This is a genomic window from Chroococcidiopsis sp. [FACHB-1243] (assembly GCF_014696895.1).
Classification (GTDB): Bacteria; Cyanobacteriota; Cyanobacteriia; order Cyanobacteriales; family Chroococcidiopsidaceae; genus Chroococcidiopsis.
Genome location: NZ_JACJQX010000011.1, coordinates 24,703 through 40,735, shown reverse-complemented (window position 1 = coordinate 40,735; position 16,033 = coordinate 24,703). Strand labels below are relative to the sequence as shown.

General features: G+C 43.7%; 15 protein-coding genes and 1 pseudogene. 6 read left to right on the top strand and 10 right to left on the bottom strand.

The features are described 5' to 3' along the window. Positions 1-5: 5 nt before the first annotated feature. From H6G17_RS10155 to H6G17_RS10135, 5 genes are all read right to left on the bottom strand, one after another. Positions 6-722 (bottom strand): SAM-dependent methyltransferase, encoded by a 717-nt coding sequence (locus H6G17_RS10155; protein WP_192156729.1) that lies wholly within the window; start codon positions 720-722, stop codon positions 6-8. Between the two features lie 117 nt (positions 723-839). After that, on the bottom strand, positions 840-2,114 hold the full coding sequence (locus H6G17_RS10150) for an MFS transporter (RefSeq protein WP_192156728.1): 1,275 nt from the start codon (positions 2,112-2,114) through the stop codon (positions 840-842). Positions 2,115-2,123: 9 nt separating this feature from the next. Then, a complete protein-coding gene (locus tag H6G17_RS10145) occupies positions 2,124-3,707 on the bottom strand; it encodes an FAD-dependent oxidoreductase (RefSeq protein WP_192156727.1) in 1,584 nt (527 codons plus the stop codon). 313 nt (positions 3,708-4,020) lie between these two features. After that, positions 4,021-4,233, bottom strand: a complete 213-nt coding sequence (locus tag H6G17_RS10140; RefSeq protein WP_199316627.1) for a hypothetical protein — start codon at positions 4,231-4,233, stop codon at positions 4,021-4,023. Then, the gene (locus tag H6G17_RS10135; protein ID WP_192156726.1) at positions 4,233-5,312 is read right to left on the bottom strand and encodes a PIN/TRAM domain-containing protein; all 1,080 of its coding nucleotides are present in this window, start codon (positions 5,310-5,312) and stop codon (positions 4,233-4,235) included. Before H6G17_RS10135 ends, H6G17_RS10140 begins: the two co-directional genes overlap by 1 nt. Before the next feature lie 683 nt (positions 5,313-5,995). Here H6G17_RS10135 and hemW point away from each other — a divergent pair. After that, entirely contained in the window at positions 5,996-7,300 is a 1,305-nt protein-coding gene (gene hemW, locus H6G17_RS10130) for a radical SAM family heme chaperone HemW (RefSeq protein ID WP_347276422.1), read from the top strand. 46 nt (positions 7,301-7,346) lie between these two features. Here hemW and H6G17_RS10125 read toward each other — a convergent pair whose 3' ends face one another. Further along, the gene (locus H6G17_RS10125) at positions 7,347-7,763 is read right to left on the bottom strand and encodes a hypothetical protein (RefSeq protein ID WP_192156725.1); all 417 of its coding nucleotides are present in this window, start codon (positions 7,761-7,763) and stop codon (positions 7,347-7,349) included. 342 nt (positions 7,764-8,105) lie between these two features. Between H6G17_RS10125 and H6G17_RS10120 the strand changes: the two genes are divergently transcribed. From H6G17_RS10120 to H6G17_RS10105, 4 genes and pseudogenes are all read left to right on the top strand, one after another. Beyond that, positions 8,106-9,173, top strand: coding sequence for a glycosyltransferase family 4 protein (locus H6G17_RS10120; protein ID WP_192156724.1), 1,068 nt, complete (start codon positions 8,106-8,108; stop codon positions 9,171-9,173). 36 nt (positions 9,174-9,209) lie between these two features. Further along, positions 9,210-9,383, top strand: coding sequence for a hypothetical protein (locus tag H6G17_RS10115; protein WP_192156722.1), 174 nt, complete (start codon positions 9,210-9,212; stop codon positions 9,381-9,383). Positions 9,384-9,543: 160 nt separating this feature from the next. Further along, a pseudogene (locus H6G17_RS10110) lies at positions 9,544-10,573 on the top strand (alcohol dehydrogenase catalytic domain-containing protein). A 108-nt stretch (positions 10,574-10,681) separates the two neighbouring features. Further along, positions 10,682-11,479: a hypothetical protein gene (locus H6G17_RS10105; RefSeq protein WP_192156720.1), complete on the top strand. Its 798-nt coding sequence runs from the start codon at positions 10,682-10,684 to the stop codon at positions 11,477-11,479. 122 nt (positions 11,480-11,601) lie between these two features. Here H6G17_RS10105 and H6G17_RS10100 read toward each other — a convergent pair whose 3' ends face one another. From H6G17_RS10100 to H6G17_RS10085, 4 genes are all read right to left on the bottom strand, one after another. Next, on the bottom strand, positions 11,602-12,138 hold the full coding sequence (locus tag H6G17_RS10100) for a Dps family protein (RefSeq protein WP_015154884.1): 537 nt from the start codon (positions 12,136-12,138) through the stop codon (positions 11,602-11,604). Positions 12,139-12,336: 198 nt separating this feature from the next. After that, positions 12,337-13,098: a helix-turn-helix domain-containing protein gene (locus H6G17_RS10095; protein ID WP_199316623.1), complete on the bottom strand. Its 762-nt coding sequence runs from the start codon at positions 13,096-13,098 to the stop codon at positions 12,337-12,339. A gap of 78 nt (positions 13,099-13,176) precedes the next feature. Then, positions 13,177-13,743 carry a DNA starvation/stationary phase protection protein Dps gene (gene dps, locus H6G17_RS10090; protein ID WP_192156718.1) on the bottom strand — a complete coding sequence of 189 codons (567 nt, stop codon included), beginning with the start codon at positions 13,741-13,743 and terminating at the stop codon, positions 13,177-13,179. A 165-nt stretch (positions 13,744-13,908) separates the two neighbouring features. Then, on the bottom strand, positions 13,909-14,172 hold the full coding sequence (locus H6G17_RS10085; protein ID WP_015154887.1) for a sulfiredoxin: 264 nt from the start codon (positions 14,170-14,172) through the stop codon (positions 13,909-13,911). A gap of 296 nt (positions 14,173-14,468) precedes the next feature. Between H6G17_RS10085 and H6G17_RS10080 the strand changes: the two genes are divergently transcribed. Further along, positions 14,469-16,019, top strand: coding sequence for a SpoIID/LytB domain-containing protein (locus tag H6G17_RS10080; protein WP_347276423.1), 1,551 nt, complete (start codon positions 14,469-14,471; stop codon positions 16,017-16,019). The last annotated feature ends 14 nt before the right edge of the window (positions 16,020-16,033 follow it).

Sequence of the window (16,033 nt, the reverse complement as noted above, 5' to 3'; positions counted from 1 at the left end):
TGCAATTACAAACAAGTCATCAACTGAGAAAATTCTGTAGATAAATCGACTTTGCAACCACGCTTCTTGGTAAATAAAACACCCGCTAAAAGATAGATATTTCCCGAACAAAAAGCTCTGTTATCCTTTTGTAGCTCTTGAATTCTGTTTTTGACTTTTTGCTCGGAGCTATAATAGCCAAACTTTAGAGGTGAAATCATGAAATTGCTAACAGAGTATCCTTGAGCGATCGCATAGTTAATTAATCCGACTGGATTAGAATAACTAGAAATCATAACCAAGACATTTTCATAATTTAACGTCAACAGCTTTTGAGTAATTGTAATTCCTTCTAACCCGCCATGTAATAAAGGCTGCAAAAGCTTGTTATCCAGTGCTGGTAAATAAGGTGGGTTTGAAATCAGATATTTAGCCTGTGGTTTAGTAGCATCGAAAAAACAGCAATTATCGACTTTATACTTGTCGCTGAGTTCGTATGCTTCAACCTTTGAATTTGCCTCTTGACAAGCTAAATTATTTAACTCAAATCCATGTACGATTCCGTTGAAATTTGTTCTTAGTAGTGACTGAATTACAGGACTACCATCGCCAGAACCAAATTCTATTATCGATTCTGAATTAGAACAATTATTTAAAACCAAAGTTTCTACACAATGTGAATAAAAATTAGACTCTTCTGGACAAAAGAAAATATGATTTAAGGCTTGAGGTGAGGTAAGCATGTAACTCTATACGACGATGACTATAAAAACAGTAATGTATGAACATTTTTATCAACATCCGTCTCAAGAGTCATAGCCCAGATTACTAATTTATTTTTAGATTGATTTTTTTAAGTATTATTTATCACAATTTTCTAAATCTAGAGGAATAAAATAAAGGGTGAATATCCCTGGAACCGCTAGCAAGCAGACCAAAATAAAAAACATGGGATAGCCTAAAACTTGTTGAAGATAGCCGCTGATGAATCCAGGGATCATCATTCCCAAAGCCATAATGCCTGTAGAAATAGCAAAATGAGAGGTTTTGTATTCTTCCTTCGCAATATAAATTAAATAAACGCTATAAGCTGCCATTCCCAATCCATAACCAAATTGTTCTATAGCTACTAATACATAAACTAATGTAATCGCAGGCTGAGTGTAAGCCATATAAACATAAAATAAGTTAGGTAAATTGAGAGCGATCGCCATCCACCAAATTATTTTTTTAAGCTCGAATTCAGCAATTAATATGCCACCAATTACCCCACCTAACACTAAGGCAAAAGTTCCGATAGTTCCGTAAGCTAATCCGACATCTGAAGTAGAAAGCCCTAGCCCTCCAACTGTGGTTTCATCCAACAAAAAAGGAGCAGATATTTTCACTAACATTCCCTCTCCAAATCTGTAAAAGAGAATAAAGGCAAGAACTACTAGAATTTTTGGTTGATTAAAGTAAGATCGAACAGTTCGATCGTAAAAGCCAAAAATTGCCTTGACTGAAGCTTTTTGTTCCTCATCACTAGTGGGAGTGGGCAAAACAAACCAGTGAAAAACTACGATCGCAGCAAAGATAACAGACGATAGGGCGATCGCGATCGTCCAACTTAAAGCAATATCTTCCAATTCCAGCTCTAATTGTCCTGCCAAAAAGACAACAATTCCAGATGCGAAAATAGTGGCAAATCTGTAAAATGTCGAGCGAATACCAACAAAAAATGCTTGTGCATCTCGTTCGAGAGCTAACATATAAAAACCGTCAGCAGCAATATCATGTGTGGCTGAAATGGATGCTCCAATTCCTAAAATTAATAGAGAAACTAAAAAGAAGTTGGAAACTTGAAACGAGTAAGCCAAACTTAATAAACAGATAGTCATACCCAATTGAGTGTAGATCGTCCACTTTCTTTTAGTGGCGTAACCATCTACAATTGGTCCCCAAAACATCTTTAATACCCAAGGCAAGTACAAAAAACTTGTCCAAAAAGCAATTTGGGTATTATCTACACCTAATTGCTTGTAAAAAATTACAGAAACATTGTTAATGATGACGTAAGGAACACCCTCGGCAAAATATAGTGTCGGGACAAATAGCCAAGGGGAAACTCGACTTAATAAATTATCTGCTTGCATTTACGCTTCCTACGATCGCAATATTCCCACCAAATCTAAATCGGGACGGCGTAATTCATTTGGCGCAGGCATTCGATCCAAGCGCATTAATTCTACAATTGCAGCAGCCTCCGTATCCCTTTGACTTGCCGCAGCAGCTAAAACGCGATCGCCTTGGACGTAAAATGCCATAAACTCCCGTTGCTGTAAGTCACCCTGAAAGATAATTTCATCCCACTGTTCCGCGTGTCCGACATATCGCAAGGGAAACTGAAATTGCATCGTCCAAAAAATCGGTACGCCACGATACTTCACCTGCTGTCCCGCCATATTGTAAGCAGCAATGCGTCCGTGTTGTGCCGCAACCCGCCAATGTTCGATCCGTGTGGATTCTTGCGTCCGCCAATCTGGATATCTGGCAATGTCCCCCGCAGCATAAACGCTATCAGCAGCTTGCAAATACTCGTTGACTTGGACGCTTCCATCCTTCGGGTGTAACTCCAACCCTTGCAAAAATTCAGTTGCAGGTTGAACGCCAATTCCGACTACGACTAAATCGGCATCCAAGCGATCGCCATTATCTAACACCACAGCTTCAACTTTGCCATTACCTTCAATCTGAGTCGCTTTTCTTCCCAGATGGAACTTCACGCCATTTTCTTCATGAACTTGTTGAAATAGCTTGCCAATTTCCGCCCCTAGAATCTTCTCAAAAGGCAACGTAGAGGGGGATACTACCGTCACCTCTAAACCACGCTGAGTTAATCCAGAAGCGGCTTCCATGCCAATAAAACTAGACCCGATAACCACAGCCCGTTTTGCATTACCTGCTACCGCTAAAATGCGATCGGTATCGGCAAAGCTGCGGACGGTAAAGATATTTTGCAAGTCGCTACCAGAAACGTTAAGTTGGCGTGGCTTACCACCTGTGGCTAACAGTAAGGCATCGTATTGCAGCGAATCGCCATCGGCAAAAGAAATTAACTTACTGTTGACATCAACTTGCACTACCTGTTTGTTCAGCCAAACTTCAATGTGGCAATCTTGGTAGAATTGAGGCGATCGCAGTGGCATTTCATCTTGAGTCACTTTACCCGTCAAATAATCTTTACTCAACCAAGTGCGATCGTATGGTAATCGGTCGTCCTGCGTCACCATCACGATTCGTCCCTGATAACCCGCCACTCTTAATGTCTCGGCGGCGTGCGCCCCTGCTGCCCCTGCACCTAAAATGACAAACGTGCGTTTATCTTCAGGGTTATACTCAGCCATATTCGGCTGCCTGCGTCCAGTAGCATTTTCTGGAATACTGACAATAATGCGATCGCCTTCTATTTTGATCTCATACTTTTGTAGAGAATCCAAGCCTGGAGGTTCTTGCTGTTCGCCTGTCGCTAAGTCAAAGTATGCATTGTGCCAGGGACAAACAACATGATTTTCACACAACACCCCTTCTGCTAGCGGTGCTTGGTAGTGGGTACAATATGCCCCCAGCGCGTAATACTTATCTGCTAGACGCACTAGTAGCACATCAGTCTCACCCACAGAGACTTGTCGCATTTCCCCATTTTGCAAATCGTTGATATTCGCAACGACGGCTTCCAACTGCGGCATAGTTACACAAAAATTGAATTTATACAGGATCGTTTCAATACTGTTTGGTTAAGGTGCGATCCCCCCTAACCCCCCTTTTCAAGGGGGGAATAAAGCCCCCCTTTTCAGGAGAGAAACAAAGCCCTCCCTTTTTAAGGGGGGGAACTTAAAGCCCCCTTTTTAAGGTGGTTGGGGGATCTTCAAGATCTTTGAATCGATAACCGAGGTGTATTGAATCGCATCCCTACCGTAGACTATCTGGCGATCGCCCTACATTTACACCCTCTAGGGAAGGAAATCATGTAGAGACGTTACGTGTAAAGTCTCTACACATTTAATTCCTTTTCCGTGCTTTCCAAGTGCCACCGTAGCGGTAAAAAGGATTATCTTGACTCACGATAGCCCAACAACTCTCACATACGAAAATCCAAGTTGCCGACTCGTCGTATTGTACCCGAAACAAAATCGGTGCGGGTTGCCCGCACCGATCGCAGAATTTTATCCGAAGCTTGCGCCCCATATTTCCCGTTTTACTTCCTGTAACCATTAAGCATAAGCTGATGCTTGTGGTTTGGCGAAAATCATTCTTCCCGCTGAGGTTTGTAAAGCACTCGTGACAACAACGCGCAATTCGCCACCAATATAGCTACTACCATCCTCGACGACTACCATCGTCCCATCCTCTAGGTAGCCTATGCCTTGACTGGGTTCTTTGCCTTCCTTGAGGATCTTCAAGTCGATATTGTCTCCTGGCAAATAACTCGGACGCAGGGATTGTACCAGATCGTTGAGATTCAACACGGGTATTTTCTGTAAACTCGCTACCTGAGACAAGTTGTAGTCGTTGGTCAAAAGAGTACCGTTGATCTCCTGCACGAACCGTACTAACTTAGCATCTACTGTAGGCACATCTTCGTAGTCAGTCGAATGGATGGCAATGCGTTCTGGATAACTTGCTTGGATGCGGTTGAGAATCTCTAACCCCCTCCTACCCCGCAATCGTTTGAGGTCTTTTGCCCCATCTGCTAGTTGTTGCAATTCTTGAATGACGAACTGCGGAACGAGAATTTGCCCTTCTAGAAATCCGGTAGCTAGCAGCGTTTCGATTCGACCGTCGATAATACAACTCGTATCCAAAACCTTAGTCGCCGCAGGTTTTAGCGTTCCCTCTGCGACTAACATCGTCTCAACTGAATTGGGATTGATCAACCGTAAGAACGTCCGTCCGTGGATGTCAGCCAGGTTAATCCCTGTAAAAGCGAAAAGGACGCTACCCAAAACCGCTACTAGAGGCTTGATAAAGCTAAAATCTTGGGGAATCGGTAGCAGAAAGAGGGGGGCTAGCATTAAGTTGGCGATTAATAGCCCCAGCACCATGCCAATCGCGCGTGTTAATAAAACGTCAACTGGCATCTCTCGAACTTTGGTTTCGAGACGGCGATAGGTCGTTTGAAAACTCAGTCCGACTCCACCGCCAATCATCGCCGCAAAGACAGCGATGACTAATCGTAGCGCATCGAGATTGGTAACTTGCCGCTGCACGGTTTCTGGCAACAGCTCTACGCTGTAGAAGCCGATCCCGGCTCCTGCTATGATGAATGTAATAATTATGATTGCGTCCAGCATTGGTTCAGTCCAATTGAATTGGGGTTAAACTCCATTGCTTGGGATTCCCCTGTCTGGGTTGGTACGAGAATCAGCAATTTATCGATACTGGCTCTATGATATAACCTTGAGGTTATGAGCTGCTGTCCGATCGCGACGGTTAATACTACTCTTAACAAGAAGATTGTTAAAAAATAGTTTGTTTAGCAGGAGACAGGAGACAAGGAAGACAGGAGACAGAATGGAGCGAAAATGTAGTTCAAGTCTATTTTTTTCTGTGCCAATATCTGTGGTTCTCTTCCTTTTGGCATAATTATTTTTAGATTAGCGAACTTTAAATTTATAACTATAATTTTTAAATTCATTCTTCATCTCTCCCTTCTCTCCTATTTTCTATTCTCTTTTGTAAACAATTATTGACAAATCTCAAGTTATCGATTCCCACTTTCAGTCTCAAGCGTAAACTTACCGATATTTTCGGTCAATCTGAGTAACAGAAATACGAATTCTGAGATATCTCTAAAGACAAGATTCTAGCTGCGATTCAAGTTCTTTTGCCCTAAAAACCATAGAGATTTAGTATATGCAGCTACCCATTTTTGGTATGATTCTTACTAGCGAAGCCAACTAGTAAAGCAAAAAGACACTATCAAAATCAAAAGAATTTATTCATTTCAGTTGTTTTGCGATCGCAACTTTTTACCGTGACTACCAGATTAAATCTGACTCCACGAAACTTAACTTTAGAATTAGCGCATTTAGGTATTCCCAGTGCAGCCTACATACATATCCCATTCTGTCGGCGGCGCTGCTACTATTGCGATTTTCCAATTTCCGTTGTGGGGGATCGCTTGCGGGGTGAGACATCTGGTACGATTTCTCAATACGTGCAGATTTTGTCTCAAGAGATTGCTGCTACACCAGCTTTAGGAAAACCTTTAGAAACAATTTTTTTTGGCGGTGGAACGCCTTCATTATTGTCAAGCAGTCAGCTAGCTCAAATTTTAGCAAGGCTCGAACGTCAATTTGGGGTCTCTCCTCAAGCAGAAATTTCGATGGAGATCGATCCAGGTACGTTTACCCTCGCCCAACTCCAAGCATACTTATCGGCTGGGGTAAATCGCTTCAGTCTGGGCGTACAAGCATTTCAGCCAGAATTGTTGCAAGCTTGCGGGCGATCGCACGATCTGAATGACATTTGGCAAGCTGTAGAATTATTTCGTCAGGCTAAAGTGCAAAATTTCAGTCTCGATCTGATTTCTGGATTACCGCGCCAAACTCTAGAACAGTGGCAAGAATCGCTAGAAAAAGTGGTGGCGATCGCACCCAATCATATTTCAATTTACGACTTAACCATTGAGCCTGGAACAGTTTTCGGACGCTACTATCAATCGGGGACAAGCCCATTGCCTTCAGACGAACTGACAGTGCAAATGTATTGTCTTGCCCAGCAAACTCTGACAAAGGCTGGATACGAACACTACGAAATTTCCAACTACGCCCAGCCAAACTATCAATGTCGTCACAACCGAACTTATTGGGAAAATCGTCCCTACTACGGTTTTGGTATGGGTGCAGCCAGCTATACCAATAATCAAAGATTTACCCGTCCTCGTAAAACTAAAGAATACTCTGACTGGGTAGAAAATTTTATCGCTGCTGGAGGAGTGTTAGATTGTCCTCAAACTCCACCGGAGGAAGTTTTACTCGATATTCTAATGTTGGGCTTAAGGTTGCAAGAGGGAGTCAGTTTATCTGCATTATCTCAATTTGGAGATGGCAAAATACAACAAATTTGGGCTTGCTTGCAACCGTATCAGCATCAGGGCTGGATAGCAATGACAGGGGCAATCGCCCAACCTTTTTATGCCAAAGGCTGGAACAAAGTTATTGGCAACATGTTTTACGGCGAGAACCTCGTAGGCGATTGGCGGTTACGGTTAACCGATCCACAAGGATTTTTATTTTCTAACGTCGTGTTAGCAGATTTGTTTGAAAAGTTGGAATAGAGAAGCTTTGTAGAGACGTTACATGTAACGTCTCTACAAAGCGTTCTTACCAATCACTTCTTTGCGGCGCGGGACGACTGGGTTTTTTTTCTGGTAAGACAACACTCACATCTCTAGCCGGACAGCCAACCGCTACAGCTAAGTTGATTTTTTGATTGGCAGCTTCGTTATCGACAAAAATATATGCCAAGTCAACATTCGCGCCGTTGACTCTCACCTCCCAGAAATCTCGACTGCCTGTCGTTGCAGCTGCTAAATCTTGGATCGCGATTTGGTTGGGAATGCGATCGCCACAAGGTTCGCACAACTGATATATAGTTTGACCGACTTGCAATCTAGAAACTGCCGCTAAAGCTTGTTCTTTACTAACGTAAGCGCATTGATCTGCCCATGCTTCGGTAGCAAATCCCAAACAAACGCACAAAGATACAAAAATTGGATGCGATCGCCACTTTTTTCTCACTGTCTTGCTCTAAATAGAGGTAGCTTATTTTAACTATTGCGGGGAATTTTTAGAGCGAATTAGGTGTGAAATTACGATTTCCTCTCTACCCACAATTGCTGTGAAGTAGACATACAGATGATCCCGTGGATAGATGGCTCTACACGTTAGTAAGACTTAAATTAGAATCCTAGACTTATTAGTAAACTTTACCAAAAAACAAGCCCAGTTTGGTTGTTCGCATTCCGTTTTTCATGGTATGTAAAAATTAACCATGCTAAGTACTAATACTTGCGCTGGCTGGAAAATTCATCATTCCATACCACTTTTTTCTATCTTACTACTCAGCGATCGCAATTAACTATGAAAATTGCTCAAGTTGCGCCTTTGTGGGAGAGAGTACCACCCCTTACCTACGGGGGTACAGAATTAGTTGTGAGTCAGTTGACTGACGAATTAGTACGTCGCGGTCATGAGGTAACATTATTTGCTTCTGGCGACTCTCAAACTTTGGCTTGCTTAGAAGCAGTATGTCCTCGTGCTATCCGTTTAGATCCAGAAATCAAAGACTATACAGTCTATGAGATGTTGGAAATCAGTCAAGTTTATGAAAGAGCGGCAGAATTCGATCTGATCCACTCTCACATAGGCTTGGCAGTGTTGGCAATTGCTTCCCGAGTCAAAACACCAACTATCCACACGCTACACGGTAACTTTACGCCAGAAAATAGCAAACTCTTTCAGCTATATCACAAACAACCATATATCAGTATTAGCAATGCCCAAAGGCAATTAGATCTCAATTATTTGCGAACTGTATATAACGGGATTGATGTCGAAAAGTATTCTTTCTTTGCCCAACCCCAAGAACCATCTTATCTTGCTTTTCTAGGGCGACTGTCACCAGAAAAAGGACCGCACCACGCGATCGCAGTTGCTAAGCAGACAGGTTTACCGCTGAAGATTGCAGGCAAAATTGATGCTAACGATCGCTCCTTTTTTGAACGAGAAATTGCGCCACAAATTGATGGTAAGCATATTGAATATATTGGAGAAGTTAATCGCGCTCAAAAAATCGAATTACTTGGCAATGCATCTGTAACTCTATTTCCGATTACCTGGGACGAACCATTTGGCTTAGTTATGGTAGAGTCGATGGCAACAGGCACGCCAGTCATTGGTTTGAATAGAGGTTCTGTACCAGAGGTGATTGCTCCTGGGAAGTCTGGATTTATTTGTAACACTATTGAAGAAATGGTTGCTGCCATACCTCAAGCTTTAGAACTCAACCGCCAGACTTGCCGAGAATATGTAGAGCAGCACTTTGGGATCGCCCAAATGGTAGATGGTTACGAAGCAGCTTATCAAGAATTACTCACTAACCGCATTGCTCAAAATGGGCGCATTCTCTCTCAGAATCTCGCTCTTTAATCAAGATTTTTCTTTTTAATACGGAGATAACCAAGTATGAATAGGAAAACTCAAGCTTGTCCATGTTGCGATAATGCTGTACTGCGACATATCCGACATGGGAAAGTTTACTGGTTTTGCACTCACTGTCGGCAAGAAATCCCCATCTTGGGGATCGAACGAACTCCCGTAGAGACTAGCATTTCTGAGAAGGTAGAAGTTATGAGTTAGGGTGAGAAGATGAGGGGGACAAGGAAGCAGGGGAGTAGAGGGGCAACTACCAACTACCAATTACCCACTTCCGACTCCCGTAAGGGCGGGTTTGGAAACCCGCCCTTACCGGCTCCCGACTCTTTGATACAATCAACCGCAGAAGTTACAAACAAGAAAAATGCTAGCTGCGGTGCTATACGGTCGAGAAGACTTGCGTTTAGAACAAGTCGCCGAACCTAACCCAGGAACGGGAGAGGTCATATTAGAAGTCACAGCAGCAACAACCTGCGGTACAGACCTCAAGGTATGGCGACGGGGCGGACATGCTAAGATGCTCAAACCGCCAACTCTGTTCGGACATGAGGCGGCTGGGCGAATTGTCGAGGTAGGCGCAGAAGTCAAGAACTGGCAAGTGGGCGATCGCGTCGTTGCTAATAATTCTGCCCCATGCATGAAATGCTTTTTCTGTCAACGACAAGAATATTCTCTATGTCTTAACTTAACTTGGAACAACGGTACATTTGCGCAATATCTGAAAATTCCTGCCCCAATTGTTCAACACAATCTTCTAGCAATTCCTCCTACCTTACCGGATGAATTAGCGGCGCTGACAGAACCTTTGGCTTGCGTGCTGCACGGAATTGCTAGGTCGAACGTAAAAGCAGGCGATCGCGTCGTCGTCTTGGGTGATGGGGCGATTGGGTTAATGTTTGTTGCAGTCTTAGCCCAGCAATCGGTACAGGTCATGTTATTTGGCGGACGCGATCGCCGATTGCAAATCGGGGAAAAATTCGGTGCAGTCCAAACTTACAACTACCGTCAACTAGCAGATGTTCCCGCCCTAGTCAAAGCACAGACAGATGGATGGGGGTGCAGATGTCGTTATAGAAGCTACCGGAATCCCAAGCGTTTGGGAAACTGCGATCGCCTGCGCTAGACCTGGGGCGACAGTCAATCTTTTCGGGGGTTGTCCCAGAGATACCACAATTACCGTAGATACGGAGCAACTGCACTACAGCGAACTTACGCTCAAAGGAGTATTTCACAACACGCCAAAATACGTCCGCGCCGCCTTAGCCTTACTCGCCAGTCAAGAAATTCCCTTCGAGTTACTCATTAGCGATCGCCATCCGCTACAAGACCTAGAACAAGTATTTCACGATATGCAGCAACGGCAAGTTATCAAAGTTGCCATTTATCCTAAGTGAGTCCTGCATTCCCCCTACTCCCTGCTCCCCGCTCCCTGCTCCCTGATAACTGATACCTGATTTTGGGCATCCTAAGAAATAGGAATCAAGTTCTTGCGATCGCCTAAAATGTCACTCCCACTGCTTTTCGCTCAAGCATCAGTTAAGTCAAAATCTATAAAAACTCAAACTGTATCGCCTCCACCTACTGAGTTTCCCATGCTTTGGGTATCTGCTTCTGGCGGACTTTTCATCTTACTAGTTGGTCTTGCTGTTTTTGGCAAGCTGAAATTCAAGCAGCTAGAAAAAAAAGTGAGAATGGAACAATTCCGTACTCAAGAGACACAAAAACAATTAAAGCTAGCTCTAGAAACTATTCGGAGAATTGAGGAAAACCCAGATTTAATTAATTCTCGCGAACTCAATCTCGATTATTTACGAATGCGGATGGCGGAAGAGGTTTTTCATTTTGCCATCATCAGCCAAATTAAAGCCAAGATCAAGGATAAAATCTCTCAAGCCCTGCGTCCTGCTAATAACAATGCAGGAGTTGTAGGAATTGCTGGTAGTAGTGGGGGAAAGCAAGTTGATGAGATTGTCGAAGTGGAATATGAAACTGGAGCAACGATTCAAAAAAATAAATGCGTTTTATTTCGCGTACAAATTCGCTTAGCAAAATTACCAATCCAAACAACTTCTGCCACAGTTAAAGATATTATTGATTGTATTGAAACTTATCTCAGCCCTGCTGAAGACCACGACAACTGGCAACCGACAATCCAAGGAAGATTGGTATATATCCACTGGGATCAAAAAGCAAAACCTACGCCTTTACTATTAATGGAGCAATCTAACGAAGGAGTTAACGTAAGTTTTCGCACCCAGCGATCGACCAAGAGTAAAGATTTATTCACCCATCGAATCTAAAAACTGTAGGGTGGGCAACGCCCACCTTATTTGTATCGCTACGAATTCAATTCGCCCTAACAAAAAAGGCAACAGAGTATATCTGTTGCCTTTTTTTACTCACAAACTATGGCCAAATCCAACTAACGCATAGCAGGAACTTTATCTAATTCCGACTTCTTACCATCTGCTTGCAGTGCTTCACCTTCGATGAAGGAACGTAGCATCCAAGCCATTTCTTCGTGACCTTCCATCAAACCAGTCAAGAAGTCAGCCGTACCTTCGTCATGAAACTCTTCAGAACATTTGTCGATATGTTCGCGCAGGTTACGAATGATTAGCTCGTGATCGTCTACCAACTGAGCTACCATTTCAGTTGCTAAGGGTACATTATCAGCTTGCTCTTGGATAGAAGCGTACTCTACAAAGCCTTTTGCTGTACCTACAGGAAAGCCACCTAAGGCACGAACCCGTTCAGCCACAGAATCAATGGTTTCTGTCAATGTTTGATACTGTTCTTCCCACAACTCATGCAGAGAACGGAACTGGGGACCAACAACATCCCAATGGAATTTTTTAGTTTTGATCAGTAGCAAGTAGGAATTCGCTAGATCTTTGTTCAACAATTCGATTACGCCTGTGCGTTGTTCTTCAGATAAACCAATGTTTAGCTTACGCATAATGTATTATTGTCTGCTCTCTTACTCCTCTTCTAGTGCAACAAATTAACCCCAGTCTGGGCATCAGCCATAGGGGAGATTATGTAATCGTCCTTCTGGCAAGGCTTTGAGCTACTTAAGAACACTTGTCAGTTATCAGTTGTCAGTAAGAGCGTGAAGAAAGGGTGTAGTAAGTGGCTAGTGACTAGTGGCTAGTGGCTAGAGTTTCTCCCTTGTCTCCCTTGTCTCCCTTGTCCCCTCACTCATTCCTTGCATTGGGCTGACTTTGGCTCGATAGAGCAACTTGTCGCCTTGACGATAGCCTGTATAGCGCACGACGACTGTTTCACGTGGCTGGGCGCTACCTGATAGTAGTTGATGTAATTGGGGATCGTATTCTACTTCAGCCCCAACAGGCGCGATCGCTTCTACATCCCATTGTTGCAATAACTGCTCGATTGGTTTTACCAATGGTAACAATTTGACTGCGGCTAGCTCGGGATTTTCCTTAGCTTTTTGGGCGGCTGTGGGCCATTGCAATAACCAAGATTCGATCGCCTGTAAACTGGCTAGTTGAAATTCTTTTCTAAGTTCCTGTTTTTGTTTGGCTAGTTCTGCTTGCAAGCGATCGTATTCTCTTTTTAATTCGGCAATTGGTGGCAAATTCTCATTGGGTGCTACTTTAACATTAGGCGCGATCGCCGAGTAAGTGGCAATTAGCTCCCAGAATGAGACTTCTAACGCTTGACTGAGCTTGAGTAAAACATCTACCCGCATTTGCTCGATCTCTCCCCGTCGCAGCTTGCGAATTTGTTTTTCCGATACTCCTGCTTGTTGGGAAAGTGCCTTATAACTGGAAACACCCACCCGCTGCATCATTTGCTGCAACGCATGGGTGTAATCTTGACTTGACGGGAGTTGATGATGAATCAATGTTGAGTGATGAGTAAGCGATCGGCTATATGCGATTATGCCACTCATGGCTCCCGTACGGGCGGGTTTAATTGCGGAATTATTGACTCTAGTACAGGGGTCTCCAAAAAAAACCGCCCCTACAAATTATTTAACGGCAACTGGTTGTTTCATGGCAGCTCCATCTTGTTCTGTGAGCCTTCCAGTTGGTTGCAAATGTGCTTCTAGGAACCACAACCGCATATCGATAGTACGGGAGACTTCTACGTACATATCGTTGGTGTCTGCGTCGTTGACTTCCCCAGTTTTATCGATCGCTTCTCGTAGGTGCTTGCCATAGATTGCTAAGCGGTCTGCTAAAGCTGCAACGTGATCCTCACCGCTGTTGATCTCGTAAGGATACTCGGGCAATATCGAAAACTGGGCAGCAGCGCGAGTTGTTCCTACTGCATAGCCACCAAGGGTAGTAATCCTTTCGGCGAACAGGTCGATATATCCTTCAACCTCAGTAGCAATTTCGTCAAATAATTGGTGCAGTTGAAAGAAATCTGTTCCCTTCACGTTCCAGTGTGCCTGCTTCACCTGGGTTTTCAAATCGGTGCTAGCAGCTAGGGTTTGATTAAGTAGCTCTACCACTTGCAAGCGAGTATCGGTAGGAAGATCGATGCGAGTGGGGTACAAACGGCGTTGATGTTGTTGATAATTAATGCTCATATGTCTCTACTCAGTGGTTTGCTCGATTTTTTTAGCTTAGAGCGATATTGCTCTAGGATGCTACTTCACAATTCAATTTTTAATTTCTCGTTCAGCATTTAGCGATCGGGAGTATTTCACTAACTATTCTTCACTGATAACTGGTTACTGGTCACTGGTCACTGATTAAGCCATGTGCATCTTCAGAACTGCACGGGGAGCCTTGCGCACTCTGGCAAGGATGGTTTCTTTCCCCAAACGCTGACAAGCTTCGTAGCGATGGCAGCCAGAGAAACCGTAGTATTGTCCTTCCACTTCCAGTACGTCAATTGGCTCTTGCTGTCCGATCTCTTGAATTGACTCCATCAGTGCTTTAACCTTCTGCTGGTCGTTCTCCCGTGGCAAAGGTCGCCGAATCTGATTCAAGGGAATCTCTTGTACTTTTGTCATATCTATCGCTTTGCATCACCTCTTTCTAAATCATACTCGTTATGACTTTGTTATGCAACATATATTTGTACTTTCTCTGCAACTCAACTAAAGAGAGATAAATTTGATGGAGAAATGAGGTTAGAAACATCAAAAATTGCGATTACACATTTATATCTATGGAAAGAAATATTTTTAAGTCAAAACTCAAAACTCAAAACTCAAAAATTAGGAGTCAGGAGCCAGGAACCAGAAGTAATTCTTCTCCCTCAGCTCCCTCAGCTCTCTTCTGCGGCGCACTGACGATCGCCTGCTGGATGGGATTGGCTAGTGCAACTTTGGCAGCACGGGGTGAAGAGACACAACTCAAAGTTGGCGTGGTGCAGCGATTTGGGGATGAACTGACAGATGAATTGACGCTGCAAGCAACACCAGGCGATCGCCTCCAGCTCAAATTTAGCAACCGTACTCAAACTCAAAATAAAACAGTTCGACCGCAGGAAACTCAGCTCAGCGCTAACAATGTCAAATTAGTAGTGCAGATGCAAACTTTAGTAACACCCGTATTGCAAGAGCGGGTAGTTCTTAGCACTCATCGTAGCTTTGAGACTGCGGAAGATGCGGCAAAGCAATGGCGTGCTTTAGGGATTGAGACAGAAATTGCTCAGCCGGAACAATGGCAAGTGTGGGCAAAACGCCAAGTTTATAACACACCGTTCCTGCGTCGAATGTTGCTCAGTAGCGTCCAGCTTCAAGGTAAGAAAACTGCACATTTAGATAGCCGCATTTTGCAGCAAGTACCGATTGTCAGTTGGGAAGTCAACGGTAATCGTTATAGTAGCGATCGCCTGGAAGTGAGTGCAAATAAAAATTTAATCCAAGTTCGCCAAGGTAAAGAAGATAAATATGGAATTCCCTTTGCCGGAAAACTGCAACTGCAACCGAATGCCTACGGGACTTATACCTTAGTCAACGATGTACCGCTTGAAACCTATTTACGCGGAGTTGTACCCCACGAAATCGGCAGAAATGTATCTTATGCGGCGATCGAAGCGCAAACCATTATTGCTCGAACGTATGCCTTACGGAATTTGCGCCGTTTTGCGATCGACGGGTACGAACTGAGCGCCGATACTCATTGTCAAGTTTATGTGGGCTTAAAAGATACCGATCCTAATGCAGACAGAGCAATTTTAGCAACTAGAAATAAGGTGCTAACTTATAACAACGAGTTAGTTGACGCACTCTATTCTTCTACAACAGGTGGAGTAACGGCTGTTTTTAGCGATGTTTGGAATGGCTCAGACAAACCTTATCTAAAATCTTTGGTAGATTCTGCTTACAGCATTTGGGATTTATCACGTCAGAGTCTTGCTGACGAAAGTAACTTTCAACGTTTTATCAACATGCAACGGGGATTTAACGAAGCGGGAACGCGGCTGTTTCGCTGGCGTAGAGAAAGTAGTATCGAACAGCTCACCCAAGACTTACAAAAATTTTTAACCAAGAATCGGAATCCGCTAGCTAACTTTAGCCGCATTCAACAAATACAAGTGATGCAGCGATCGCCTGGAGGTAGAATTATCAAACTCGCCGTACAAACCGATCGCGATAATATTCTATTAGAAAAAGATGAAATTCGCAGTGCTTTTTCTGCACCGAGAAGCACTCTATTTTATTTAGAACCCTTATACGACCAAACCAAAGGAGAAAATACCCTCCAAGGCTATGCTTTTGTCGGTGGTGGCTTAGGGCATGGAGTTGGTCTTAGCCAAACAGGTGCAAGTGGTTTGGCAAAACAGGGGTGGAAGAGCGATCGCATCCTCAACTTTTACTATCCTGGGACGCAAATTAGGGGTGGAGAATAGAGTAAGGGCAAGGC

Bases quoted from the DNA above. Each gene is read 5' to 3' on its own strand.
- H6G17_RS10155 (WP_192156729.1), bottom strand. From the start codon at position 722: ATGCTTACCTCACCTCAAGCCTTAAATCATATTTTCTTTTGTCCAGAA.
- H6G17_RS10150 (WP_192156728.1), bottom strand. From the start codon at position 2,114: ATGCAAGCAGATAATTTATTAAGTCGAGTTTCCCCTTGGCTATTTGTC.
- H6G17_RS10145 (WP_192156727.1), bottom strand. From the start codon at position 3,707: ATGCCGCAGTTGGAAGCCGTCGTTGCGAATATCAACGATTTGCAAAAT.
- H6G17_RS10140 (WP_199316627.1), bottom strand. From the start codon at position 4,233: ATGGTTACAGGAAGTAAAACGGGAAATATGGGGCGCAAGCTTCGGATA.
- H6G17_RS10135 (WP_192156726.1), bottom strand. From the start codon at position 5,312: ATGCTGGACGCAATCATAATTATTACATTCATCATAGCAGGAGCCGGG.
- H6G17_RS10120 (WP_192156724.1), top strand. From the start codon at position 8,106: ATGAAAATTGCTCAAGTTGCGCCTTTGTGGGAGAGAGTACCACCCCTT.
- H6G17_RS10115 (WP_192156722.1), top strand. From the start codon at position 9,210: ATGAATAGGAAAACTCAAGCTTGTCCATGTTGCGATAATGCTGTACTG.
- H6G17_RS10105 (WP_192156720.1), top strand. From the start codon at position 10,682: ATGTCACTCCCACTGCTTTTCGCTCAAGCATCAGTTAAGTCAAAATCT.
- H6G17_RS10100 (WP_015154884.1), bottom strand. From the start codon at position 12,138: ATGCGTAAGCTAAACATTGGTTTATCTGAAGAACAACGCACAGGCGTA.
- H6G17_RS10095 (WP_199316623.1), bottom strand. From the start codon at position 13,098: ATGAGTGGCATAATCGCATATAGCCGATCGCTTACTCATCACTCAACA.
- dps (WP_192156718.1), bottom strand. From the start codon at position 13,743: ATGAGCATTAATTATCAACAACATCAACGCCGTTTGTACCCCACTCGC.
- H6G17_RS10085 (WP_015154887.1), bottom strand. From the start codon at position 14,172: ATGACAAAAGTACAAGAGATTCCCTTGAATCAGATTCGGCGACCTTTG.
- H6G17_RS10080 (WP_347276423.1), top strand. From the start codon at position 14,469: ATGGGATTGGCTAGTGCAACTTTGGCAGCACGGGGTGAAGAGACACAA.